This is a genomic window from Shimia sp. R9_3 (assembly GCF_017743755.1).
GTDB lineage: Bacteria > Pseudomonadota > Alphaproteobacteria > Rhodobacterales > Rhodobacteraceae > Shimia.
This window is the reverse complement of record NZ_JAGHRP010000007.1, coordinates 54,234-79,249: the sequence shown is the minus strand read 5'-3', so window position 1 is coordinate 79,249 and position 25,016 is coordinate 54,234. Positions and strand designations below refer to the sequence as shown.

Genomic DNA, 25,016 nt, shown 5'->3' with positions numbered 1-25,016 from the left:
TCCTCGTCCAGACTTAGTTTGCTGCCGTCGATGGGGTCGCCAACGTGCGCAACTCGGCGATTTGGGCCATGCGTGATGCGCCAAATGCGTCTTCATGTCCGCCGCGCAGCCCTGTGCGTGCTCGCAGCAGCGCTTCGGTTTCCGCCAAATGACCAGCTCGCAGACCGGCTTCGATGGTGAGGCGTTCGAAGATATCGCGCTGTGCGTGACTGCCCCCCATGGATTGGAAGTTGGTCTGTGCCGCGCGCAGGTGGGAGAAGGCAGACGCGTAGTTTGCTTCGCCAAAGGCAGCCAGACCTTCGGAGGTCGCCACACCTGGCGAGAGCATTACGCGTGCCATTTCATCTTCTTTTTTGGCGTTTTCGGCCACGCGGGCATTCAGGCGCGCGACGGCGTCAGGGCGGGTTTCACCGATCAGCGCAAGCATGTAGTGCATATCGGCGAAGGTCAGGCAGCCATCATCAGAGCGCTTCTCTGCAAGGTTGGCCAATTCAACCCAGCGATCTCCCACATCAACACCTTCAAGTTCAAGGCGCATTAGTAGGGAGCTTGCATTTGAAAAGTCGCGATAGTCGTCGGTTTTCTCATCGCGCACTTTGGTGTCGTAGAGGTCCAGAACCGTGCCAATGTCGCCCTGATCCAGGTGAAGAATGGCCTTGTGCCACCAGACATGGAACCGGAAGTTGTTGCAGTGGTTCCACGCATCGAGATTGCTGTCGATGAGTGAGATGCCACTGTCGGTCTGATGTGTCATGTCATAAACATGCGCCACAGCATGAAGACCCCAAGCATCGTCTGCGGCGAATTCAAGCCCACGCAGGCCGACGTGTTCAGCGCGCTCATACCGACCGTTTTCTTCAAGTGCGAAGGCGTGACATCCCAGTGCGTATCCGTAGAGCGGATGCGCAACCCCGTGAGCGCTGATCACGCGTTCGATCGACCGCAGCATGCCCTGGCTGTCGCCAAGCATAAAGCGAATGCCATGTGAGAGCTTCACGCTGATCGTGTCGGCATGATTGAGGCGCAGCGCTTCCTCCATGCGCACCACAGATTGAGAAGGCTTGCCTGCCAGCCAATCCGTCAGTGCGGCGCACCAAAGACGTTCACGCTTTGTGGCGCCGCCTTGCGTCAGAGCACGCTGCGCATCATCGCTTGCGGATTGCGCAACGCTGACCAGCTCGCGACGGCCGAGCATTAAGCAGCTCAGGCCCTTCATGGCGTGACCCATCGCAAAATCAGGTGCCAGAGTCAGCAGGCGGTTGAGATGGTCACCGGTTGTTTGGCCATGTGATAAGACACCAAGAATAACATTGTTCCATGCGCTCAAGGCCTCCTCGTTGGACAGACTTACCTCGCAGGCACTGATATCGGTCAGCATTATGAAACCTTTCGAACGCTTCAAGACAGTTTGAAAAATTATAGGTTGGGCACCAAATACGCGCACATCACCAAAACGTTATGGCTCGAAAAGGTGATTGGATCTCAACCTATTGTGATTGGCTTTGGCTCATGTGTTGCGACAGCAGGTCAAATACATTTTCGGTGTCTTCTCCAAATTTTGGCGGTGCTTTTGCATATTGAATCGGCGTTTTAGAGAATTTGAGCGGATTGCCCAGCAGATTTACGTTACCAGCGCTGGTTGCTTCGGCTGAAACCTTGACAACAGCGCCTCTTTCTATGGCCTGCGGCGATGTGAGAGCTTCTTCAACGGTGTATATGGGTCCGCAGGGCACGCCCTGAGCTTGCAACATTGCGAGGGTCTCTTGCGAGGAATGGGCGCCAATTGTTTCAGAAACGGCGATTTCCAGCGCAACGCGGTTCTCCAGACGCAGCGGATTTGTTGCAAAACGCGGATCCGCAGCCAAATCGCTGCAATTAAAGGCACGGCAAAAAGACTGAAATTGCGTGTCATTTCCGACGGCTAGGATGATATGGCCTTCTTTGGTGGCAAAAACATTGTAGGGCGCAATATTAGGGTGCCCATTTCCGCGCCGTTTCGGCGTCTTGCCGGATGTCAGGTAGTTTGTGCCTTCATTGACAAGCCACGCCATCTGGCTGTCCACCAATGCCAAGTCGATCTGTTGCCCTTCGCCGGTGGCTTCTGCGTGGCGCAGTGCGGCTAACATGCCGACGGTGGCGTACATGCCGCACATGACATCGGCGATACCGACGCCCACTTTCATGGGCGCGCCATCCGGGTCACCTGTAATGGACATGATGCCGCCAAATCCCTGCGCCATGAGATCATAGCCCGGCCGTTCCCGATTGGGACCGGTCTGGCCGAAGCCTGAAATCGAACAATAGACGAGGCTCGGGTTGATCTCACTCAGCGCGGCGTAATCAAGCCCATACTTTTTGAGACCCCCAGGCTTGTAGTTCTCAATCACGATCTGAGCTTGAGCCGCGATCTGTTTGACAAGCCCTTGCCCCTCAGTGGTCGAGAGATCTGCCGCAACCGAGAATTTGTTGCGATTGGCGGCCATGAAGTAGGCGCTGAGGTCACTTTGGCCGTCTGTCGTTTCTGCGTAGGGTGGACCCCAGCGGCGCGTGTCATCGCCGCCGGTGATTGGATTTTCGATTTTGATCACAGTCGCGCCAAGATCACCGAGAAGCTGGGTGGCTGTCGGGCCCGCAAGAATGCGGCTGAGATCGAGAACCAAAACGCCTTCAAGCGCGCGGGGGGCGGTAGGATTAGAAGGCATTGTCATAGGCTTTCCGGTCAATTTTAACGGCGATAACTGTGAAAGTTTTAGCGGATTGCGCATCGTTCAGTGCCTGGCGCAATTCCGCTTCGCTGGAAACACTCACACCGTTGCCGCCGAAAGCGCGCCCAACGGCCGCCATGTCGGTTCCTTTGAAATCCACGCCGACATTGTCGAGTTTGCGCTCGCGCTGTTTCAGTTCGATGAGTGCCAGTGAGGCGTCGTCGAACACAACGAAGATGGTTTTCAGTTTATGTTCGGCGGCTGTTGCGAGTTCACCCACAACCATCAGAAAGCCTGCATCTCCGCTGAAGGAAACCACTGTGCGATCCGGTTCGACAAACTGAGCGCCAATGGCGAGCGGTACGGCGCAGCCCATGGTGCAAAACCCTGAGGATTGCGTGAGCGCGCGCGGGAAGCGGCATGTCCACATTTGGCTGAGAAGAATGCGATGGGCGCCGCTGTCAGCCGTGGCCAGCGTGTCCGCCGGCAAAACGTCCTGACATATTGAGATGGCTTGAGCTGGCCCCCAGGTTTCTCCGGCTGGAAACGCTGCCGCCAAGGCATTTTGGGTGTCTGAGATTGTGGAGCCTGACCAGCCGGTGCGCGCGTTGTCTGGAAGCAGCGCAGCAACAGAGGCGGCGCAATCCCCAACAATATTGTGCGTGGACTGATGCATATAGTGGTGGTTCGGCTCGGCAGTTATGTCGATGATCACCTGCGTTTCGGGATCCCAAGGATTTTGCCAGCCGATCCGCATTTCGATGGGGTCATAACCAATAGCGAGAATGACATCGGCCTCTTTGACAAGAGGCAATAAAATATTGTCAGCTTTCGGGGAGAGGCCAGCGCCGCCGAGTGCAAGGGGATGATCTTCGGGCAGCAGCCCTTTGGCTTTGTAGGTGGTGATGACCGGCGCGCCCAAGAGCTCTGCAGCTTGCTGAATCGCGCTTGCGCCAGCCTCAGACAGGGCGTCAACGCCTGCTACAATGAGTGGCTTCTTTGCGTTTGCCAGAGCGGTGCGGGCTGCATCCAGCTCGGGCCCTGCCGGTGCGACCGGAAGGGCTGAGCGGCGCATCACGCCTTCCCCTTCAGAGGGCGCATTCGCCACAGAAATCGGGACATCAATGTGGACCGGGCCCGGACGTCCTTCGGTGGCGATGCCAATGGCTTTGTCGATGATCACATGGGCTGCTTTCGCGTTTAGCGTAAAGCTCGCCTTGGTGACGCTCTCAAAAACCTTTGTCTGATCCAGAACTTGGTGGGTGTAGACTTGTGCTGTTTCCGGATCGACGCAGCCGGTCAAGACAATCATCGGCACGCGATCTTCACGCGCATTTTCCACGACATTCACACCGTTAAGAGCGCCAGGGCCAACGGTCGTGAGCAAAATACCTGGTGCGCCAGTGCGATGATAGGTGGCTTCTGCCATAAAGCCCGCAGCGTTTTCGTGACGGCAGAGGACAAATTCGATGCCGACATTGTCCAGTGCATCCAGAAGTGTCAGCACTTCGCCTCCGGGCATACCAAAGGCCCAACGGCATCCTTGCTCATACAACCGTTTCGCAATCACATCTGCTGCGCGCATGTTATCCCCGCCATTGAATTCATCTAGCGGTGTATTGGTCGTAGGCTTGCAGCAAGTCAACGGAGGTGCGGCGAACCCACGTGAAATTCATATTCTGTAATATTAAGATTTTCTGGCGGTGCGAATTTTCGTGGCGTGTCAGCTTGCGCCCCAAGGTGGCTGTGGTGTAGGCCCGCATCAACTTCAAAGCTCTCTGCTGCTATTCAGGAGCGCATGCGAAAAGGCGAAGCGATGCGATTCACCATTGCGATTGATGGACCGGCGGCGGCTGGAAAAGGTACAATTTCCAAAGCGATTGCTGCGCATTTCGGCTTTGCGCATCTTGATACGGGGCTTTTGTATCGCGCAGTGGGTGCGCGTACATTGGATGGCACTGACCCGATTGATGCCGCGAAAGCGCTGACGGCCGAGGATCTTGCTGCGGAAAATCTGCGCACGCCAGAGGTGGCGCAGGCTGCAAGCCGGGTAGCGGTAATAGCGGAGGTGCGCGCAGCACTGATTGATTTTCAGCGCGCTTTCGCCGGGCGGGCAGGTGGGGCTGTGCTGGATGGTCGCGATATCGGCACCGTTATTTGTCCGGAGGCGGACGCTAAGCTTTTTGTGACCGCCAGTGCGGAGGTGCGGGCGGAGCGTCGATATCTTGAGCTCGTCGGCAAGGGACACGAAACGACGCGAGACGCTGTTCTGGCTGATGTGAAAGAGCGCGATGCACGTGATGCCGAGCGGGCCGAGGCGCCCATGAAGCCCGCGGAGGATGCGGTTCTGATTGATACGTCTGACTTGGCCATCGAGGCGGCGGTTCAAGCAGCTATCGATGCGGTGAAGGCGCAGCGGAGCTGATAGGCCTCAGGCACTGTCCTTCAGCGCCGCTTCCCGATCATAGATTTCCCGTGCCGCATCAATGGTGGGCAGGTTTTCCAACGCCCAGTATCCCATCGCTTTTACAGGCTCTAAAAACGAATACCCCAAATCTGTTAGAGCGTATTCCACTTTGGGAGGAATCGTTGGGTGGTATGTGCGGCTGACCAGCCCGTCTCGCTCCAGCTCGCGCAGGGTCAGCGACAGCATCCGTTGCGAAATACCTAGTCGGCGTTTGAGCTCGTTGAAGCGCAAGACACCGTATTCGCCAAGCGACATCACAATCAAAACAGACCAGCGGTCACCAACTCTGCTCAGAACTTCGTTGATGCGTTGGCATTCCGGGCACTGCGTCTTTTGCGTTGCATCTGGCATGTGAGACTCCTGGGGGTGGTTCCCTTCGTGTGACCGGGGAACGAGAATGTAACTTCTTGCAGCGGTATATGGTTCTTTCTATATCGTCAGTATCGAAAATATACCACCCTTTGCGGCTCGGCCGCGGGAGGGGTGACAGACTGAGAAAGATCAAAATGACCTCCCTTAAAGACTTGATGACCTGGCGCTATGCCACCAAGAAAATGGACCCTGCAAAAGCGGTTTCTGAAGAAAAAGTAGAGGCCATCTTGGAGGCAATCCGCATGGCTCCAACTTCCAGCGGCACGCAGCCGTTTGAGGTGTTTGTGGTGACGCAAGATGCGATGCGCGAAGAAATCCGCAAAGTAGGCTGGGATCAAAGCCAGATCACCGAGTGTAGCCATCTGCTCGTTTTTGCTGCGTGGGACAACTACTCCGCAGAACGGATCGATGCGGTTCGCACGCATATGGAAGAGCTGCGCGGCGAAAACCCGATGATCACCCAGTACTACGAGAACCTCAAAGGCGCTTATTTGCACCGCGAATCCACCGTAAACCACGACCACGCAGCCCGTCAGGCCTATATTGCTTTGGGGTTTGCAATGCTGGCGGCGGCAGAACTTGAAGTGGATTGCTGCCCGATGGAAGGGTTTGATGCGGATGCTGTGGATCAGATCATGGGGCTTAAGGAGCTTGGTTTGAAATCCGTTACGCTGTTGCCGCTTGGCTATCGCGAAGAAGGCGCGGATTGGCTGCTGCCGATGCCGAAAGTTCGTAAGTCGCGAGAGACTCTGGTCAAAACCATCGCCTGATAGCAGGCGATAGCGCTATTGCAGCGGCGCCCGGATTGGGAGCCGCTGATTTGCATTTCTGGCTTGTTATTTGCCTGCATAGATATGTAATAACGTTACATATTGAGGCTAAGGCAGAGTGGTTATGCGAAAAAATCTCAACAGCAGCTTGAAGGGGCGGCGGCGTCAGGGGAATACGATGCAAGCCTATGATGCTTTGCCACCCGAGTTGCGCCAATGGTTGAGCGTGGCGACGTTGCCATGGAGCCCTGCATCCGCCATCGGTATCTGGAAGAAGGCCGGCGGTACACGAGATCCGGAGGCGGCGCTTGAGCGGCTAGATGCGATTGAACAGGCAACACTACGCCGAGATCGCGTAGTGCGCGGAATCGGCTTGCCCACATAGGTGATTGTCGCTAAGAAGCGCACGTCTATAAGGCGCAAATGCCATAAAACAATGAGACGAGCAGGGTCGGAAGCACCGGCCCTCTTTGCTTTTTGTGTGTTTTCTTGTTGTTGGCGCGCCCAAGACCAAATTGTTCTGCCAGAAGGCGGACACCAACCAAGACCGGCGGAGACAACCGCACGGCCAGAAAAAACGTTTGTAAAGGAAGTAAACGCCACATGGCTAACGCAACCATGGAGGAATTCGAAGCCCTCCTCCAAGAAAGCTTCGAAATGGACACACCGAACGAGGGTTCGGTTGTCAAAGGCAAAGTCATCGCAATTGAAGCGGGCCAAGCCATCATCGACGTCGGCTACAAAATGGAAGGCCGCGTTGAGCTCAAAGAATTCGCAAACCCTGGTGAAGCTCCTGAAATCGCTGTTGGCGACGAAGTGGAAGTGTACCTGCGCGCGGCTGAAAACGCCCGTGGCGAAGCTGTTATCTCCCGCGAGATGGCGCGCCGCGAAGAAGCATGGGATCGCCTTGAGAAAGCCTACGCAGACGATGCGCGCGTTGAAGGCGCGATCTTCGGCCGCGTTAAAGGCGGCTTCACGGTTGATCTCGGCGGCGCCGTGGCCTTCCTGCCAGGTTCCCAGGTTGACGTGCGCCCCGTGCGCGACGCTGGCCCTCTGATGGGTCTGAAGCAGCCGTTCCAGATCCTGAAAATGGACCGTCGCCGTGGCAACATCGTTGTGTCCCGCCGCGCGATCCTCGAAGAGTCCCGCGCCGAGCAGCGCGCCGAAGTTATCGGCAACCTGTCCGAAGGTCAGGCCGTGGACGGTGTGGTCAAGAACATCACCGAATACGGTGCATTCGTTGACCTGGGCGGCGTAGACGGCCTGCTGCACGTCACCGACATGGCATGGCGTCGTGTGAACCACCCATCTGAGATCCTGACGATCGGTGAAACCGTTAAGGTTCAGGTCATCAAGATCAACAAAGAAACCCACCGCATCAGCCTGGGCATGAAGCAGCTGCAAGACGATCCATGGGATCTGGTTGCTGCCAAGTACCCACTGGAGTCCGTGCACAAAGGCCGCGTGACCAACATCACCGATTACGGTGCCTTTGTTGAGCTGGAAGCGGGCGTTGAAGGTCTGGTTCACGTCTCCGAGATGTCCTGGACCAAGAAAAACGTGCACCCCGGCAAGATCGTTTCCACCTCTCAGGAAGTGGACGTCATGGTGCTGGAGATCGACGGTGCCAAGCGCCGCGTGTCTCTGGGTCTCAAGCAGACCATGCGCAACCCATGGGAAGTGTTTGCAGAAACACATCCAGAGGGCACCGAGGTCGAAGGCGAAGTCAAGAACATCACCGAATTCGGTCTGTTCATCGGCCTGCCAGGCGAGATCGACGGCATGGTTCACCTCTCCGACCTGTCTTGGGACGAGCGTGGCGAAGATGCGATCCAGAACTACCGCAAAGGCGACATGGTTTCGGCCGTTGTCTCCGAAGTGGACGTTGAAAAAGAGCGTATTTCCCTGTCCATCAAAGCGCTGGGTGGTGACAAATTCGCAGATGCGGTTGGCGGCGTGAAGCGCGGCTCTATCGTGACTGTTGAAGTGACCGCGATCGAAGACGGTGGCATCGAAGTGGAATACGAAGGCATGAAATCCTTCATCCGCCGCTCCGACCTGTCCCGTGACCGTGCAGAGCAGCGCCCAGAGCGTTTCTCCGTCAGCGACAAGGTCGACGTGCGCGTCACCAACATCGACAGCAAGACCCGTCGTCTGGGCCTGTCGATCAAGGCACGCGAAATCGCAGAAGAAAAAGAAGCAGTGGAACAGTACGGGTCTTCCGACTCCGGCGCGTCCCTCGGCGATATCCTGGGCGCAGCGCTCAAAGGCGACGAGTAAGATCACCCGATCTTTTGCTTTATGAAATGGGAAACCCCGCCAGCAATGGCGGGGTTTTTCTTTTGGGTCGGCGAGCTTGCTTCGTTGTCATTGTTCTGCAAATGTTCTCATGTTGAATGCCGGGTGAGGACGTAAAATGATTTCTGGAAGTTGCAATTGCGGGGCTGTGAAATTCGCGTTGAGCGCGGCCCCAACAATGATGGGGACCTGCCATTGCTCTCGCTGTCGCAAATCGGGCGCGAGTACGATTGTCTTTGTAAAGAAAGAGAGCCTGCGGTGGGTGTCCGGCAAAGAGCAGGTTGCGCTCTATCAGCCAGAGCTACCGTTCAAATATGGCCGATGTTTTTGCAAGATCTGCGGCACGTCGTTGGGAGAGATCCTGTCAGAGGAAGAGAGTTTCCCGATTTCCGCCAATGCCTTTGATAGTGATCTCGGGTTGCAAATTCAGTTCCAAGAGCATTTGGACGATAAGCCCAGTTGGGTTGCAGTTGGCGACACAGCCTGAGCGTCGCCAACTTTCTAAAACTCAATAGTGTTGCGCCGCCTGCGCTGTCAGCGTTTTCATCGCTGTGCGGTAAGGTGCTGGGCCAAAGCTGATGCGCGCCACTCCAAGCGCCGCCAGCGGTGTGATGTCAGCAGATGTGTCCAGACACAGCACGTTCACTGGCAGAGAGACCTGTTCACAGATCTGTTTTATCAGATCAGGTTCTGTCAGGCCGGGCACAAAGAAACCGCTCGCACCTGCTATTGTATAAGCCTCAGCCCGCGCGAGAGCATCGTCAATCAAGCTGGCGTGCGCTTCCGGCTTTGATTGTAGAAAGAGGTCTGTGCGCGCATTGATGTAGAGTGGAATTCCGGTTGCATCGGCTGTCGCTCGGATTGCTTTGATACGCGCCACCTGTGACGCGGTATCATGCAGGCCTTCACCGCCGACCACACGGTCTTCAAAATTCAGCCCCACCGCACCTGTGGCCAAAAGGCGTTTGATGTTTAGTGAGAGCTCTTCAGGGTCAGTAGCGTAACCGCCTTCAAAATCGACGCTGACTGGCAGCTCTGTTGTGGCGGTGATCCGGCCTGCGATTTGAAAGAGCAGTTCCATCGGTAGGTCTTCGCCATCTGCATAGCCTTGTGCAACGGCCACCGACCAACTCCCAGTGGCGAGAGCTGATGCGCCAGCTTTGGCCACGGCAGCTGCGCTGCCAGCATCCCACATATTGTATAGCACAACAGGTGAGCCGGGTTTGTGGAGGTCGGCGAAGGCTTTGGCGCGGTCACTTTGAGACATTGGACGTTCCTTGTGTTTTGCGATCAGCTTATATTTGATCGAGGCGTTGAGTTCCGTTCTGCAGTCAGCAGCGGTGTTTGCAGCAACCCTAGCAGGGCAAACGGCCTTTACCGCCTTTATTTGGTGGTGAGCTGTACAACTTTATGTGCGATTGGACGGCTTTTGAGAAAAGATCCTGAAAGTGACCAAATGATCGAGATCGAAAGACTGGACCATCTTGTGCTCACAGTTGCCAGCATCGAGGCAACCGTGGCGTTTTATACTCGGGTTTTGGGATTTCGGGTCGCGATTTTTGGAGAAGGCCGCGTGGCCCTCACATTCGGTCAACAGAAAATCAATCTGCATCAGGCTGGTCGCGAGTTTGAACCGAAAGCTGGACAGCCGATGCCGGGATCAGCCGACCTGTGTTTCATCGCAACGACACCGCTGGCCGAGGTAATTGTGCATTTGGAAAAGCAAGGTGTCACGATCGAGGAGGGACCCGTCGTGCGCACCAGTGCCAAGGGGCCGATCACATCGCTCTATTTTAGAGACCCAGATCAGAATTTGATTGAAGTCTCAAATTACTGAATGCTCTAAATGGAAAAGGCCGGGCGATGTACCCGGCCTATCTGTTGATATTGTTTGACTTACCGGCCGCGAATACGCGGATCGAGTGCGTCGCGCAGGCCGTCACCGAGATAGTTTACCGACAACACGGTCAGAGAGATTGCAAGGCCGGGCCAGAACACGCGCTCCGGATAATCCTGCAGATATTGTACGGCGTCATTCAGCAGGCGACCCCAGGTTGGGAAGTCCGGTGGAAAACCAAGGCCTAGGAATGAAAGGGCCGATTCCGTGATGATCGCGTTGGCGATGCCAAGTGTCGCAGACACCATGATCGGCGAAAGCACGTTGGGTAGGATATGCCGTGTGATCATGTTGTGGTTTGACGTCCCGATGGAGCGGGCTGCGAGTACGAACTCACGTTCCTTCAGTGCAAGTACGTCGCCGCGTACAATCCGGGCTGTGGGCATCCAGGAGGTGATGCCGATGGCGACCACGATCAGGATGAAAATACCACGCTCAGGACCAACAGCGGCGGAGAGGGGCTCTCGGAAGAGCATCATCATCACCAGCAGAAGAGGCAGGATTGGCAGAGCCAGAAACAAGTCGGTCAGGCGCATCAGCGGGCCGTCGAGTTTCTTGAAATAGCCTGCGGCGATACCCACAAAGCTGCCCAGACCTAGCGCCAGCAGCATGGCGGTGAGGCCCACGGCAATCGAGGTTTGCCCGCCCGCCATCATCCGCGCCAGAGTATCCCGTCCCAGCTGGTCTGTGCCAAAGGGATGCGCAAAGCTTGGGCCTTGGTTACGCGAACGGATATCGATGTAGGTTGCGTCATAAGGCCAGAGCCAAGGGCCGATAAAGACGCCCAGTACGATCACAATGAAAATGATCCCGCCCAAAAGCGCGCCTTTGTGTGCCTTGAACTGGTGCCAGACGTCCACCCATTGGGACCGCTGCGGTGTGGTCGGTTCGGTGTTGGTGGTATCAGTCATAGCGGATCCTCGGATCAAGAATGCCGTAGAGCACATCTGCGATCAGGTTGAAGAAGACGATCAGGAAAGCGAACATAAAGGTCAGCGTCTGTACGGTGGGCAGATCGTTGGCCTGAATCGCGCCGATCAACTGAGCACCGATGCCATTCACAGAGAAGACCTGCTCGGTGATAATGGCGCCGCCAAAGATGGCAGGCAGACCCAACGCGATCACGGTCACAACCGGGATCATCGAGTTGCGCAGCACATGCACCAGCACCACAACACGCTCGCTCAGGCCCTTGGCACGCGCGGTGCGCACATAGTCCTGATTTAGGTTATCCAGCATCGAGGCCCGCATGTAGCGGCTGATTTGCGCGGTGGTCTGCAAAGCAAGCACCATCACCGGCATGATCATTTGGCGCAGCTGATAGACAAAGCTGTCCCAATCCACAACTTCATGGGTGGTGTCATAGATGAAGGGGAACCAGCCAAGGTTCACCGAGAAGATCACAATGATCAGCGGGCCGGTGAAAAACGGTGGGATCGAATAGCCGATCATGGTGATGAATGTGCCGGCCTGATCAAACACCGAATATTGTTTGTAGGCTGAGTAGATCCCGATTGGTAGCGCGATCAGGATGCCCACGATGTAGGACATGCCCACAACCCACAGGGTCTGGGGCAGGCGTTCCACCACCACATCCATCACCGGAGAGCGGGTCTGCCAGCTAATGATGCGCAGCTTGCCTTCAGAGAAGGCGGTGCCAAAGAGATGGTCAAACAGCACCTGCGGTTCTACCCAGAAAAACTGAACCAGCCATTTGTAGAACCGGATATAGCCAGGCTCGCCCAAACCAAGGGCCTGGCGCATCTTTTCCTTCACTTCTGGTGGCACGGTGAGCGGCACCTGTGCCATCGGGTCGCCCGGGGCCAGTTCCAGTAGAAGGAAAATGACGAGAGATATGAAAAAGAGCGTCGGGATCGAAAGGATCAACCGTCGTATTGTGAAGGTCAGCATAAAGCGGCGCCTTTGTGCGTCTATTTTTGATTGGTGGGCTCCGCGCAGCGACCTGCCTGTTCAGAACCGATAGAGGATAGGGCGGACCCGAAAGCCCGCCCTAAGCATTAGTTTACTTCACACGGTGCCAATCGGCAATGTTCCAAAGCTCGGAGTCCCATGTGTTCAGCACAACGCCACCCAGAGAGTTGGCATGTGCGGACACACGACCACGGTGCACCAGTGGCACAATGGTGAAGCTCTCGTTGGTCAGCATGTCGTTCATCTTCTTCGCGATCTCGCCGCGCTTCTCGATGTCGCCTGTGCGAGCCAGTTCGTCGATCAGAGCGTCATACGCCGGATCACAGAAGCGGTTGATGTTCTCACCCTGCCACTGGGAAGACGGCTTAGGCTCGCCGCCACAACGGTAGGCCGCCAGATACTGCTGAGGGTCGGTGCCGTTGAAGGTGTTCGCATACATTTCCACGTCTGCGTAGAATTTCTGGAAGGTGTCAGGGGAACCTGGGTCACCACCGAAGAACACGGATGCAGACAGGTTGCGCAGCTCGGTTTCAACACCAATCTCGCTCCACCACTGTTTGATCAGCGCCTGGAAGTCCTGACGCACGGCGTTGGTGGATGTCTGGTACAGGATGGACAGTTTCACGCCGTCTTTTGTGCGGATGCCGTCGCCACCTTTGACCCAGCCCGCTTCATCGAGAAGCGCGTTGGCGCCAGCGATGTCTTGGGTGAAGCAGTCGGTGTTTGCAGACGCGTAGTTCGCAGGCACAGGCACGAGGTCACAGGTGACTTTACCCGCTTTGCCATAGCCGATTTCCACCAACAGTTCGCGGTCGATTGCCATAGACAGAGCTTTACGCACGTTGATGTCGGACAGGAACGGGTGCGGATGCGCAACAGTCGCACGCTCACCTTCTGGAAGGTCAGAAGATGGGTTGGTCATGTTCATTTCGAGACGCTCAACCAGTGGGCCAAAGCCCGCGATCGCGATGCCTTTGCCGCCTTCTTCCATCTTGGCAATCACATCGGGTGCCAGCTGGAGGTTCCACGCATAGTCAAACTCGCCGGTTTCCAGAACCGCGCGGCCTGCGCCGGTCGCATCCCCGCCACCTTTGAAGGTTACGGTAGCAAACGCTGGCTTCGCCGGATCGCGATAGTTCGGGTTGGCTTCGTACTGGATCACGTCATTGGTTTTGAATTCGGTCACAACAAACGGGCCGGTGCCGATTGGGCCGAAATTCTCTGCAGTACACTCAGGTGCTTTGGCACCCATGCAGTTTTCAAACTGGGCTTTCTGCAGGATTGGGGACTGACCGCCAACAAATGGGCCATATGGGTTTGGCTTTGGCTGGTTGAAGGTCACTTTGACGGTTTTTTCGTCCAGCGCTTCGATTTCTTCAACACCGTCAAAGAACGCGGCCTGTGCACAGCCGCCTTCTGGGTGCATGCAGTAATCGCCGGTGAAAACAACGTCAGCGGAGGTCACCGGAGTGCCATCAGACCACACCATGCCGTCTGCAATGGTCCAGGTGATAGAGGTCAGGTCTTCAGAAACGCCACCGTTGTTCACGGTTGGAATTTCAGCTGCCAGATATGGGACCATTTTGCCGGTTTCGTCGTAACGCGCCAGCGGTTCAATTGTGAGAGAGGCGGATTCGATGTCCTTGGTCCCGGAGGACAGATAAGGGTTCAGAATCGAAGGCGCCTGCCAATAGATGATGTTTACGTGGCCATCAGCGCCGCGCTCTGCCATGGCCGCCGGGGCCATCACAAACGCTGCTGCAGCGCCCAGCATCAGGGTTTTTGCTTTCATATCTCACTCCATGTTGGCACGTCGTTCGTGCGAAAAAGGCAGATTGGTTCCGCCCGTTCTTGGTTGTCATAACAAGAGGAGCGGGTGGCGAATCGCACAGAACCCAATGCACAGATTTGTGTCGTACTCCCCTCCGACTGAGGGCATCACAGACCAGTCGGTAAAAAATTGCAAGGGTTCGTTTGTTTTTCCTGCCGTCGCTTTCCGAGAAAGAAGTTCGCATCGGTTTGACCTTGTGGAACGTCAGCTATAGCGTCGGCGACAAGGAGAAAACAAAAACACTGAGGGGAGTAACCCGCATGCTGGACAACGCTATAGCCTCCATCGAGAACCTGCGCGTCGAATTTCAAACCAAAGACGGCCCGGTGGTTGGGGTCGAGGACGTGTCCTTCAAGGTGAGTCCGGGTGAAACCGTATGTATCGTTGGAGAATCTGGCTCTGGCAAATCCGTTTCCAGCCTGTCTCTGATGCGTCTGGTGGAGTTTGGTGGCGGCGATATTGCTGGCGGCCGCCTGTTGTTTGACCGCCGCGATAACGGCGATGTGGACCTCTCCAAAGCCGATCAAGATCTTATGCGGACGATTCGTGGCAACGAGATCGGGATGATCTTTCAGGAGCCTATGACGGCTCTAAACCCGGTATTTACAGTCGGCCGGCAGCTGACCGAAGGTCTGCGGTTGCACAAAAAACTGTCAAAAGCCGATGCAGAAGCCCGTGCTTTGGAACTTTTGCGACAAGTGCGGATTCCGGAGCCAGAACGACGCCTGAAGCAATATCCGCATGAATTGTCCGGCGGGATGCGCCAGCGGGTTGTGATCGCAATGGCCATGGCGTGCGAACCGCGCTTGCTGATCGCGGATGAGCCTACAACAGCTCTGGACGTGACCATTCAGGCGGAAATTCTGGCACTGATGGACCGTTTGAAGCGGGAAACCGGCACGGCCGTGATGTTCATCACGCACGACATGGCGGTTGTCGCGCAGATGGCTGACCGCGTTGTCGTCATGTTCCGCGGAAACAAGGTTGAAGAGGGCACTGTCGAAGAGATCTTCGAGAACCCGTCTCATGATTACACCAAAGCGTTGCTCGCAGCTGTTCCCAAGCTGGGGGAAATGACGGGTACGGATGTCCCAAGCCCGATGAAGTTGTTTGGGGACACCACGCACAACACAGATCCAATCCCCGGAACGGAAGAAACCATCTTGGAGGTCAAAAACCTCGTCACCCGGTTCCCGGTGAAAGGTGGCCTCATGCGGCGCACCGTGGCGAATGTGCATGCTGTGGAAGATGTGTCTTTTACCGTCAACAAAGGTCAAACGCTGTCTCTTGTCGGAGAGTCTGGTTGCGGTAAGTCCACGGCGGGCCGTTCGTTGCTGCGTCTGGTTGAGCCAACCTCTGGGGAAGTCCGGTTTGACGGCAAGGATATCATTTCGCTCAATCCGAAAGAGATGCACGCTGCGCGTCAAGATATGCAGATGATCTTTCAGGATCCTTTTGCATCCCTGAACCCACAGATGGTGTTGATGGATCAGGTGGCGGAGCCTATGCGAAACTACGGTACGCATTCCGGTACCGAACTGCAAAAGCGTGTAGAGATGTTGTTTGACCGTGTGGAGCTGCCGCGCAGCTTTATGCGCCGCTACCCACACGAGATGTCCGGCGGTCAGCGCCAGCGGATTGCGATTGCCCGCGCACTAGCACTGAATCCCAAGCTGATTGTGGCTGATGAAGCTGTGTCTGCACTCGACGTGTCGGTCCAGGCGCAAGTGTTGAACCTGATGATGGAACTTCAGGCAGAAATGGGAATTTCTTACGTCTTTATCAGCCACGACATGGCAGTCGTGGAACGTGTCAGCCACCATGTTGGCGTGATGTATCTGGGGCGCATCGTCGAGATCGGCCCGCGTCGTGCGGTATTTGAGAACCCGCAGCACCCGTATACGCAAGCGTTGATGAAGGCCGTGCCGATTGCGGACCCGCGTCGTCGCAAGTCCGAGAAGGATCTGAATTTCAAGCCAATTCCAAGCCCGATCCATCCGGTGGGCTATGAGGCGCAGCCGTCCGAGTACAAAGAGGTTGTTCCCGGCCATAAAGTTCTGATCACCGACAGCGGGTATTGAGTCTATGGCGGAACGACTGACGCCCCGCGCCATTCTTGAAAAACTCGTATCTTTCCCGACGGTGTCGAGTGAAACGAATTTGCCGCTGATCGATTGGGTCGAGGCTTATCTCAAGAGCCATGGTATCACGGCATACCGCCATCCGCACGAAACAGACCCTGACAAAGCTGCTGTTTTTGCGCATGTCGGGCCTGCGGTGGAAGGTGCCATCGTATTGTCGGGTCACACAGATGTTGTGCCGGTTGAAGGGCAACCCTGGACCAGCGATCCTTTTGAGGTTGTTGAGCGGGGCGGAAAGCTCTTTGGGCGCGGTACATGCGACATGAAGGGTTTTGATGCCTTGGCCATCTGGGCAATGGTTGAAGCGCGCTATGCTAATCTGCAGCGGCCTATTCAGCTTGCTTTGTCATATGATGAGGAAATCGGCTGCGCAGGCGCTCCGCCGTTGATCAACAGCTTGAATGCTAACTTTCCAAAAGGGAGTGCCACCATCGTTGGGGAGCCGTCCATGATGGGCGCGGTTTCTGGGCACAAAGGCGGAGCTGGCTTTATGGTGCATGTGCGCGGCTTTGAGGTGCATAGCTCGCTTATGCACACCGGCGTGAACGCAATCATGTATGGTGCCAAGCTGATTGAGTGGGCTAACGAAATGAATGTCGCCAATCAGGCAAAGACCCCTAGCGATACGGCCGCTACATTTGAGCCTCCATGGACCACTGTTCATGTTGGGGTGATTGAAGGTGGCACAGCGCATAACATCACCGCGCTTGATTGCCGCTTCGGTCTCGATTTTCGGGTTGTCCCTGGTGAGGATCATGCGTTCTGGATGTCTCAGGCACGTGCAAAGGCAGCTGAAATTGAAGCAGAAATGCAAGCGGTTGTGCCTGAAACGTATATCGAGATGACGGAGTCCTTTATGGTTCCGGCGCTGGCCCCTGAGGAGCAAGGCGAAGCGGAAGCTTTGGTGCGTCAGCTCACTGGAGACAACGCAACGCGCGTTGTCAGCTATGGCACCGAGGGAGGCCACTTCCAGAAAGCAGGCTACTCTACAGTGATCTGCGGTCCCGGCGATATTGCGCAGGCGCATCAGCCGGATGAGTTCCTCTCCGTCGCTCAGTTTGAAGCTGGACAGCGTTTCATGGAAAAACTGATCGAAAGTTGCACCTAGTTTAAGCACGCGACGGATTGCGCGAAGTTGATGGTAATAATCGGTTAATGAAATTCAAATCTTAACCAACAGTGTAAAAACAGGGGGTGGCAACGCTTTGTAGGGGCTTGCGCGTTCTCAGATCCTGTTGATAACTTTGTCCTCGTGCCTAGTTGATGGAGTATCATGCGCCACACCCTGCCAATAGCACCGCAGTTCTATGTAACCGCCCCGCAGCCTTGCCCCTATCTGGAAGGGCGCATGGAGCGAAAGCTGTTCACCGCCTTGCAAGGAGACAATGCAACGGCTCTGAACGACGCGCTTTCTCAACAGGGGTTTAGACGTTCTCAGAATGTTTTGTATCGTCCTTCTTGTACGGATTGCACCGCTTGTATGTCGGCACGCATTGATGTGTCGAAGTTTCAGCCCACCAAGAGTCAGCGACGTGCGGCGCGTCGAAACGCGCATTTGATGCGTCGCGCAACGTCTCCTTGGGCAACAGAGGAGCAGTTTGAACTGTTTCGACGATATCTTGACACCCGTCATGCCGACGGTGGCATGGCGGATATGGATGTCTTTGAGTTTGCCGCAATGATTGAGGAAACGCCAATCCGCAGCCGCGTGGTGGAGTACACTGATCGGGAAACCGATGCCTTGATCGGTGTGTGCCTGACGGACATGCTCGAAGATGGTCTGAGCATGGTGTATTCCTTCTATGATCCGGAGCAGAGACGGGCATCACTGGGAACCTATCTGATCCTCGATCACATCGAGATCGCGCGGGAAGCAGGGCTGCCTTATGTCTATCTTGGCTATTGGGTGCCGGGCAGTGCGAAGATGGCTTACAAAGCGAAGTTCTCCGGTCTGGAAATCCATTTCGCCAATCAGTGGCATCCCATGAGGGACCCGGAGGAGTTTTCTTCTGATACCCATCCCCTGTCCACACCTCCTATCGCAGAGCAAGTTGCCAATATATCTCTGCCTGACTTGCGCGCTCACAAGTTTTGAGGGTGCATACGGTTCTTGAGCTACCACTCGTTTAATGTCTGCTTTGTCTAAGCACTGACGTGTTCGCAATCGAGTAGGTGGTCCGAGGCGCGAGATGCAAATCTTCGCACGAGAGCGATTGTGGTTGCTTTGAGCTATAGGGACGGCACAGGAAGATTGCTCCGAAAGCACAGCGCGCATTGCCAACAAAAAAACGCGGCACCTTAGGGCACCGCGTTCACACAGTCCGGACAGGCCGGTGTTGTGTTTATTCTTCCGCTGCGGCTTCTTCGCCTTCCGCTTCTTCTTCGTTGTCTGCAGAGCGCAGGCCGGAAGGTGCGGACAGGTTGGCGATCACGAAGTCACGGTCGATGGTTGGCTTCGCACCAGCTGGCAGGTCGATCTGGCTGATGGTGATCACGTCGCCGATCTCTTTGCCGGTCAGGTCAACAACCAGGCGCTCAGGGATGTCACCCGCGGTCACGTTCAGCTCAACTTCAGGACGCACGATGGTCAGAACGCCACCTTTTTTGATGCCCGGTGCCGCTTCTTCGTTTTCAAAGTCAACGTGGATGAACAGGTTGATTTTGGATGTACGACGCAGGCGCAGCAGGTCGATGTGGGTCGGAAGGTCTTTCACGGTGTCACGCTGAACACCGCGGCAGATCACGCGCACATCTTCCTGGCCTTCAACTTTCAGGTTGAAAAGCGTGGACAGGAAGCGGCCTTCTTTCAGCTTCTTGAACAGAACGTTGAAAGGGATCTGGATTGCGAAAGGTTCGCCTTCGCCGCCGTAAACAACACCAGGAACAAAACCGTCGCGACGCGCTTGACGAGCGGCGCCCTTGCCTGTCCCCGTGCGTACTTCGGCGTGAAGATCAGGAATCTGACCAGCCATATTGAATTCTCCATAAATAAGGGTGGGGTTCCTCCAAGGCTGTAACCCCACGTGAAGCCGCGCCTATAGCGCGGATTGGTTGAAATGCAAAGGGGATTCGGGGCTACTCGCTGCGAAAATCGCGCAGGATGCCCCCTGCGTCTTTGACGCGGTCATAAAGCGCAAAATCATCTGGGCGCGCAGCGCGAAAGGCGGCGGCAACATCCTCAGAAATCGGGGCAGCCACATCCGGAGATACATTTCGCAAGCCAGGCACGATTGGCTCTTCAAATCGGGCCGATAAAAAGGCCAGCAGAAGCTCGCTCTGATCGTAAGCGAAAAGGTGATGGATGGGGACAATGCCCGGCGTGAGCGACAGAAAAGACGCTTGAGACCCTATGCCAGCAGCTTTGCTTGGTGATGGGCTGATTGCATCCATTACAAATTCGTCAAAACTGATGCCGCCATGGCTTGCGGGGTTGCCTGCTCCCATACGCTCAGGGCTGCGGTACTTGTACCAGCTGCGCGCGTGGTCGATTGGGTTGCGGATCACAGCGACGCGCTCGGGCTCAATGCCGTAAGTCTCAGACAAAAGCGGGGCGAGTTTGGCGTGGAATTTGCCAATTGTCATATGCTTCACACTCTTGGTGAAAATGACGTCCGCTCTTGAGCGCAATGTGCTTTCAAATGCCGTCGAACCGGTCTTCGGCACAGATAGAAATGCAAGATTCTGTTTGAAAAAGACAAGCATATACAAGACGTCCTTCTGCCCGGCCCGTTTATGACGTGCCGGGCAGCGGAATGTCAAAGCGTTAGATCAGCCCTGCCAGCGGCCCTCGAAATTTTCCGGCACCAGCAAGATATCGCGGTCCAGATCAGTCACGCTGCGGCGGCCACAAAGCGCCATGGAGACATCAAGCTCCTTGTGGATCACTTCCAGCGCCTTGGTGACGCCCGCTTCGCCCATCGCGCCCAGTCCGTAGATGAAGGCGCGACCGATGTAGGTGCCTTTGGCCCCCAGCGCGAGCGCCTTCAGCACGTCCTGACCAGAGCGGATGCCGCTGTCCAAATGCACCTCAACCTGATCGCCCACGGCCTCCATGATGGAGGGCAGGGCTCGGATTGCGCTCAGCGCCCCGTCAAGCTGGCGGCCGCCGTGGTTGGAAACGATAATCGCATCCGCGCCCACTTTCAGCGCCATCTTGGCGTCTTCGGCATCCAGAATGCCTTTCAGGATCACCGGGCCGCCCCACATCTCTTTGATTTTGGCAATCTTGTCCCAATCCAGCGACGGGTCAAAGCTCTGCGCGGTCCAGGCACCCAGATCGGCGGTATCCGTCACGCCCTGCACATGGCCCACGATATTGCCGAAGTTGCGCCGCTTGGCGCCCAGCATCTCAATGCCCCAGCGCCATTTGGTGGCGAGGTTGGCAATGGTCGAAAGGGTCAGCTTGGGCGGAGCGGACAGGCCGTTTTTGAGATCTTTGTGCCGCTGTCCGAGGATCTGAAGGTCCAGCGTGATAACCAGTGCCGAGCATTTTGCCGCCTTTGCGCGCTCGATCAGGCGGGCCACAAAATCCTCGTCGGTCATGGTGTAAAGCTGAAACCAGAACGGCTTGGTGGTGGCCTCTGCCACTTCCTCAATCGAGTTAATCGACATGGTGGACAGAGTGAAGGGCACGCCGAATTTCTCTGCTGCGCGCGCGGCTTTGATCTCGCCGTCGGCGCACTGCATTCCGGTCAGCCCAACAGGGGCCAGCGCCACCGGCATGGCCACATCCTGACCGATCATCTGGCTCGCAGTAGAGCGCCCGGCCATATCCACAGCCACCCGCTGGCGCAGGTAGATATCGGCAAAATCAGAGGTGTTTTCCTGGAAGGTTTTCTCCGTCCAGCTACCGGTTTCGGCATAGTCGTAAAACATACGCGGTGCGCGGCGCTTATACTGGCGTTTGAGATCGTCAATACAGGTGATCACGGTCATGCGCTCTTAAACTCCGTAATTTGGTAAATGTTCTTTACCAATATGGCAGGCTAAGCGCAATCCCCTTGTTGCCTTAGATATTTGTTTACCATTTGTTCCCATCATGTTCGCGTGAGTTGGTTTTGAGTTTCGCGGAGGTTGCCATGAAAGGCATTGTGTTTGTTGAATTGGTTCGAATGGCTGAATCCGCCCTAGGGGAGGATGTCGTGGATGAAATTCTCGATGAAACAGAATTGGAAACCGATGGCGCATTCAGCGTTGTGGGAAACTACCCCTGCCGAGAACTGCTTACAATTGTCGAGGCGATCGGCGCTCGGGTTAAGGTACCTGTAGAGGATTTGCATGAGCAATTTGGCCAGTGGATGTTTGCCCGCTTTGTGGAAAGCTATCCAGTGTTCTTTGAGGGTAAGACTGACGGGTTCGACATGCTGGAGTCCATCGAAAATGAGGTCCATGTGGAGGTGCGCAAGCTCTACCCGGAAGTCGAGCTGCCAAGTTTTACCACGGAGCGACTTTCGGCGGATCAGTTCAAAATGGTCTACGACAGTGAGCGTCCGCTCCACCATTTCTGCAAGGGGATGATCCAATCCTGCATGGAGCATTTCCAGCAGGAAGTTGATCTTCAAATGGTGGATCGCTCGCAGGACGGGCGCTTTACAGCAGAATTCACACTGCAGAAAGCCGCGTGATGTTTTTACGCGAAGACCTTGCGGCGCCAACCGAAACAGTATCGCGCCGCAGGTACAATCGACAGATGCGTGCGCGAGAGGAGGCTGAGCATCTTCTTGAGGCAAAAAGTCGTGAACTCTATGAGGCAAACCAAAGGTTACAGAAGCTCCTAGATACCTTGGAGGTCGCCGTTAAGGAGCGGACCCAGGAGCTGGAAGAAGCGCGCGTCGTTGCGGAATCGGCGAACGAGGCCAAGTCCGTCTTTTTGGCCACCATGAGCCACGAAATTCGCACACCGCTCAATGGGATCTTGGGTATGGCACAGGCCCTTCGGGACAGTGGATTGTCGGAAGATCAAGGGCAGTTGGTGCAGGTCCTTCATGACAGTGGAGGACTGCTCTTATCTCTGATCAATGATGTTCTCGACATTTCAAAGATAGAAGCGGGCAAGCTGGAGTTCGAGGCAATTCCCTATGACTTGAGACAGCTCAGTGACGCGATGCTGCAGCACTTCCGGTTGCGCGCTGAGGAGAAGGGTTTGGCCTTTCATGTCAGCCTGTCTGAAGCGGCCCATGCGACAATACGTGCAGACCCAATGCGGCTTCAGCAGGTGGCAGGCAACCTTCTGTCAAACGCTATTAAGTTTACGGACATTGGGAGTGTGTCGTTGCATATAGATCTGCGAGAGACTTTGGCTGGAGGATCTGTTCTGGTTCTGCGGGTCAAGGACACTGGGCGGGGCATTTCAAGATCGCAACAGCCGAGACTGTTTCAGAGGTTCAGCCAAGCCAATGCAAGCATAACGCGCATGCATGGTGGGACCGGTCTGGGTCTCGCGATATCCCGGCATATTTGCGAGCTGACTGGTGGGTCCATCAAGTTGCGAAGCGAGGAGGGCGCGGGAGCGGAGTTTCAGGCGAATCTTCTTGTTGAGAAAGCTCTGTCACAGGGCGACGCGCCCGGTCACATCGCAGAAGGCGATCAAGCTGCCAGCTTGGCAGGGCTTCGCATACTTGCGGCTGAGGACAATCGCACCAATCAAATAGTTCTAAAACACATGCTCAAAAAGGCAGGTCCACCCAAACTCACTATTGTCGACGACGGAGAAAAAGCCGTGCAGGAATGGCAGCGCGGGCGGTATGATATGATCTTAATGGACATCGACATGCCGGTAATGGATGGCATGGAGGCGACGCGGCGAATACGGGAACTGGAGCATGAAAACATGCTTGAGCCCATCCCGATCATCGCTGTCAGTGCCAATGCAATGGTGCATCAGGTGGCCGGCTACCTCAATGGCGGCATGATGGGGCATGTGCCCAAGCCCATTAGCCGGGACAAACTTGTTGGCGCCATGAAAACCGCACTCGCAAAGTGCCAGCGCGGGTTTGATTAATCACCCGCTGGATCACGGGCGTCGCGTTAGCGTAGGGGAGCGGCTTGGGGCAAGAGAGCCGCCTAGATGGTCTCAACCTTACCAGAATAAACTTCGACGATATGCTTGTCCGCCATCTGTATTAGCTCGCTGATCTCTGTCATTTGATCGCGCGACAACAGTGGCGCTTCGGGGGCATTTTCTATCGCGGAAAGGGCTTTGTCGCGAGCGAACTCAAAGGCTGCCTTACGATCGCCAGCTTCGTAGTCGTCGCGGCCAATGCGCTGGAACACCTCAGGGGTAAACTGTTCTCTGCAGCCCGAAACCGTATGGTCGCTATCTAGAAAATGCCCACCAACAGGGACCTTCAGCATCTCATCAAAATTCAGCGCGGCATCCGAGATGTCTGGAACACGCAACAGGCGTCGTGCCATCGCGCCGATTTCATTGTCCAGCACCGCCTGAACTGGGCAAAATACGGTAGCGCACTCAAGCTGACCGAACCCCCCAAGATGTCTGCGCCGGACAGGGCTACGGTTTGCATCAACATGGCCCGCTCCGCCATGGATTGGTGGTCTGAATCTGGTGTGTCGGACCCTGAGCCATAGGTGTGCGCCATCAATCCGAAGCCATACTTTACGAGTTGGATTGACAGAGATGCTGCTTGCATCGCTTCCACAGAAGATTGCAGGGCGCCTCCGGTGCGCATATCAAGCGCAAACATTAGCGGGGTTGCAATGATTGGCTGGCCGGGTGAAAGCACATGTGCCATGGTGATCATGCCGACAACTTCCGCAACTGCCATAACGGCCAGCGCCGCCGGGGAAAGGGGCGCAGTACCGCCAGCACTTGGCAGCGAGCAGGCGTGAACGGGCACACCATATCTGCCGCAAGCTATAATCACCTCCGTGTCCATTTACATGAACTCAAGTGGCGAGAATGAACAGGTGATCGTGCTGGTTGACGGGTTGGCGCGCAGCGCTTCTTCTACACCTGCCGCAATCGCAGCGATCTTCAGCAGGTAGTCGATATTTTCCTTCTGGTAAGGTTGCATCCAAACGTGCTTTTGGGTGCGGGCAGTGATGGTTGCATAAGAGTGAATGTCCGCTGTGACCTCTGGAACGCCATGCACAAAGGGGTGGGCAATAAATCCAACCTGATTGAAAGTGTTGGCCACTGCTGTGATTTCTTGAACTGCGGTGAGATCCATATTGCGATAGCTCGCGTCGCGTGGATCGACATACCCGTGGGCTCCCGTGCCAGTACGTAGAATGAAACCCTGATCCAAGCGCGGCACAGTGAGATCAAACGATCTGTCCTTGCCCGCAACGCGACAGGATTTTGGTGTCGCAGCCAAAGCTTCTTGCACCATTTCGCGCGGCATTCGCAGGCGCCCGACTTCGCGACCTTCTCGCGCGCCAGCTTTCACAAGGGTCTCTCGTGCCAGCGGATGCACAATCATGACGCCGTATTCTGAGAGGAGATCAAGAACCCGCTCTTTCAGCGTCTCCATGCGATCGTTGTCGAGAAAACCAAAACCCGCGCGAGACCCGATGGTGTGCTCCAAACTGAAGGCATCCGCAGAGGCCCTGCTGATTGGCGGGGACTTGCGGCCGCGGCGCTT

23 protein-coding genes and 1 pseudogene are annotated in these 25,016 nt (G+C 55.8%); 11 read left to right on the top strand and 13 right to left on the bottom strand.

Going from position 1 to position 25,016, the window contains the following annotated elements; translation table 11 throughout:
- Positions 1-13: 13 nt before the first annotated feature.
- The 3 genes from J7412_RS16955 to J7412_RS16945 form a co-directional block, all read right to left on the bottom strand.
- Positions 14-1,378, bottom strand: a complete 1,365-nt coding sequence (locus tag J7412_RS16955) for a tetratricopeptide repeat protein (RefSeq protein WP_209079706.1) — start codon at positions 1,376-1,378, stop codon at positions 14-16.
- Between the two features lie 109 nt (positions 1,379-1,487).
- Positions 1,488-2,702 (bottom strand): CoA transferase, encoded by a 1,215-nt coding sequence (locus J7412_RS16950; RefSeq protein WP_209079887.1) that lies wholly within the window; start codon positions 2,700-2,702, stop codon positions 1,488-1,490.
- Complete coding sequence (locus J7412_RS16945) at positions 2,692-4,290, bottom strand: thiamine pyrophosphate-binding protein (protein WP_209079705.1); 1,599 nt, start codon at positions 4,288-4,290, stop codon at positions 2,692-2,694. Before J7412_RS16945 ends, J7412_RS16950 begins: the two co-directional genes overlap by 11 nt.
- Positions 4,291-4,521: 231 nt before the next feature.
- Here J7412_RS16945 and J7412_RS16940 point away from each other — a divergent pair, with 231 nt between their 5' ends.
- Positions 4,522-5,130, top strand: a complete 609-nt coding sequence (locus J7412_RS16940) for a d(CMP) kinase (RefSeq protein WP_209079704.1) — start codon at positions 4,522-4,524, stop codon at positions 5,128-5,130.
- Positions 5,131-5,136: 6 nt separating this feature from the next.
- Here J7412_RS16940 and J7412_RS16935 read toward each other — a convergent pair whose 3' ends face one another.
- Positions 5,137-5,523 carry a helix-turn-helix domain-containing protein gene (locus J7412_RS16935; protein ID WP_209079703.1) on the bottom strand — a complete coding sequence of 129 codons (387 nt, stop codon included), beginning with the start codon at positions 5,521-5,523 and terminating at the stop codon, positions 5,137-5,139.
- Between the two features lie 155 nt (positions 5,524-5,678).
- On the opposite strand from J7412_RS16935, the gene J7412_RS16930 reads away from it, so the two are divergent.
- From J7412_RS16930 to J7412_RS16915, 4 genes are all read left to right on the top strand, one after another.
- Positions 5,679-6,314 (top strand): NAD(P)H-dependent oxidoreductase, encoded by a 636-nt coding sequence (locus J7412_RS16930; RefSeq protein ID WP_209079702.1) that lies wholly within the window; start codon positions 5,679-5,681, stop codon positions 6,312-6,314.
- Between the two features lie 124 nt (positions 6,315-6,438).
- Positions 6,439-6,699: a DUF6525 family protein gene (locus tag J7412_RS16925; RefSeq protein WP_209079701.1), complete on the top strand. Its 261-nt coding sequence runs from the start codon at positions 6,439-6,441 to the stop codon at positions 6,697-6,699.
- 218 nt (positions 6,700-6,917) lie between these two features.
- Positions 6,918-8,594, top strand: coding sequence for a 30S ribosomal protein S1 (gene rpsA / locus J7412_RS16920; RefSeq protein ID WP_209079700.1), 1,677 nt, complete (start codon positions 6,918-6,920; stop codon positions 8,592-8,594).
- 136 nt (positions 8,595-8,730) lie between these two features.
- Positions 8,731-9,099, top strand: coding sequence for a GFA family protein (locus J7412_RS16915; RefSeq protein ID WP_209079699.1), 369 nt, complete (start codon positions 8,731-8,733; stop codon positions 9,097-9,099).
- A gap of 21 nt (positions 9,100-9,120) precedes the next feature.
- Here J7412_RS16915 and J7412_RS16910 read toward each other — a convergent pair whose 3' ends face one another.
- The gene (locus tag J7412_RS16910) at positions 9,121-9,879 is read right to left on the bottom strand and encodes an isocitrate lyase/phosphoenolpyruvate mutase family protein (protein WP_209079698.1); all 759 of its coding nucleotides are present in this window, start codon (positions 9,877-9,879) and stop codon (positions 9,121-9,123) included.
- A 189-nt stretch (positions 9,880-10,068) separates the two neighbouring features.
- On the opposite strand from J7412_RS16910, the gene J7412_RS16905 reads away from it, so the two are divergent.
- Positions 10,069-10,449, top strand: a complete 381-nt coding sequence (locus tag J7412_RS16905) for a VOC family protein (RefSeq protein ID WP_209079697.1) — start codon at positions 10,069-10,071, stop codon at positions 10,447-10,449.
- A 59-nt stretch (positions 10,450-10,508) separates the two neighbouring features.
- Here the strand turns inward: J7412_RS16905 and J7412_RS16900 are convergent, their stop codons facing one another.
- From J7412_RS16900 to J7412_RS16890, 3 genes are all read right to left on the bottom strand, one after another.
- Entirely contained in the window at positions 10,509-11,420 is a 912-nt protein-coding gene (locus J7412_RS16900) for an ABC transporter permease (RefSeq protein ID WP_209079696.1), read from the bottom strand.
- Positions 11,413-12,420, bottom strand: a complete 1,008-nt coding sequence (locus J7412_RS16895) for an ABC transporter permease (protein WP_209065611.1) — start codon at positions 12,418-12,420, stop codon at positions 11,413-11,415. Before J7412_RS16895 ends, J7412_RS16900 begins: the two co-directional genes overlap by 8 nt.
- 112 nt (positions 12,421-12,532) lie before the next feature.
- Positions 12,533-14,233 (bottom strand): peptide ABC transporter substrate-binding protein, encoded by a 1,701-nt coding sequence (locus tag J7412_RS16890; protein ID WP_209079695.1) that lies wholly within the window; start codon positions 14,231-14,233, stop codon positions 12,533-12,535.
- Positions 14,234-14,532: 299 nt separating this feature from the next.
- On the opposite strand from J7412_RS16890, the gene J7412_RS16885 reads away from it, so the two are divergent.
- The 3 genes from J7412_RS16885 to J7412_RS16875 all read left to right on the top strand — a co-directional run bounded on the left by J7412_RS16885 (position 14,533) and on the right by J7412_RS16875 (position 18,508).
- Complete coding sequence (locus J7412_RS16885; RefSeq protein WP_209079694.1) at positions 14,533-16,353, top strand: ABC transporter ATP-binding protein; 1,821 nt, start codon at positions 14,533-14,535, stop codon at positions 16,351-16,353.
- Positions 16,354-16,357: 4 nt separating this feature from the next.
- A complete protein-coding gene (argE, locus tag J7412_RS16880) occupies positions 16,358-17,521 on the top strand; it encodes an acetylornithine deacetylase (protein ID WP_209079693.1) in 1,164 nt (387 codons plus the stop codon).
- Positions 17,522-17,686: 165 nt separating this feature from the next.
- On the top strand, positions 17,687-18,508 hold the full coding sequence (locus J7412_RS16875; protein WP_209079692.1) for an arginyltransferase: 822 nt from the start codon (positions 17,687-17,689) through the stop codon (positions 18,506-18,508).
- Positions 18,509-18,755: 247 nt separating this feature from the next.
- Here J7412_RS16875 and J7412_RS16870 read toward each other — a convergent pair whose 3' ends face one another.
- From J7412_RS16870 to J7412_RS16860, 3 genes are all read right to left on the bottom strand, one after another.
- Positions 18,756-19,385, bottom strand: coding sequence for a 50S ribosomal protein L25/general stress protein Ctc (locus tag J7412_RS16870; RefSeq protein ID WP_209065606.1), 630 nt, complete (start codon positions 19,383-19,385; stop codon positions 18,756-18,758).
- Between the two features lie 103 nt (positions 19,386-19,488).
- On the bottom strand, positions 19,489-19,995 hold the full coding sequence (locus J7412_RS16865; protein WP_209079691.1) for a hypothetical protein: 507 nt from the start codon (positions 19,993-19,995) through the stop codon (positions 19,489-19,491).
- A gap of 186 nt (positions 19,996-20,181) precedes the next feature.
- Positions 20,182-21,348 carry an alpha-hydroxy acid oxidase gene (locus tag J7412_RS16860; protein WP_209079690.1) on the bottom strand — a complete coding sequence of 389 codons (1,167 nt, stop codon included), beginning with the start codon at positions 21,346-21,348 and terminating at the stop codon, positions 20,182-20,184.
- A 143-nt stretch (positions 21,349-21,491) separates the two neighbouring features.
- Between J7412_RS16860 and J7412_RS16855 the strand changes: the two genes are divergently transcribed.
- Positions 21,492-22,037 carry a heme NO-binding domain-containing protein gene (locus J7412_RS16855; protein WP_209079689.1) on the top strand — a complete coding sequence of 182 codons (546 nt, stop codon included), beginning with the start codon at positions 21,492-21,494 and terminating at the stop codon, positions 22,035-22,037.
- Positions 22,037-23,413: an ATP-binding protein gene (locus J7412_RS16850; RefSeq protein ID WP_209079688.1), complete on the top strand. Its 1,377-nt coding sequence runs from the start codon at positions 22,037-22,039 to the stop codon at positions 23,411-23,413. The genes J7412_RS16855 and J7412_RS16850 overlap by 1 nt, the downstream gene beginning before the upstream one ends.
- Positions 23,414-23,475: 62 nt before the next feature.
- On the opposite strand, the gene J7412_RS22045 is transcribed toward J7412_RS16850, so the two are convergent.
- Positions 23,476-23,961 (bottom strand): trimethylamine methyltransferase family protein, encoded by a 486-nt coding sequence (locus J7412_RS22045; protein ID WP_348540508.1) that lies wholly within the window; start codon positions 23,959-23,961, stop codon positions 23,476-23,478.
- Positions 23,916-25,001, bottom strand: a pseudogene (locus J7412_RS21890) (trimethylamine methyltransferase family protein); the annotation flags it as partial. The gene J7412_RS22045 and the pseudogene J7412_RS21890, both read right to left, overlap by 46 nt.
- Positions 25,002-25,016 lie beyond the last annotated feature (15 nt).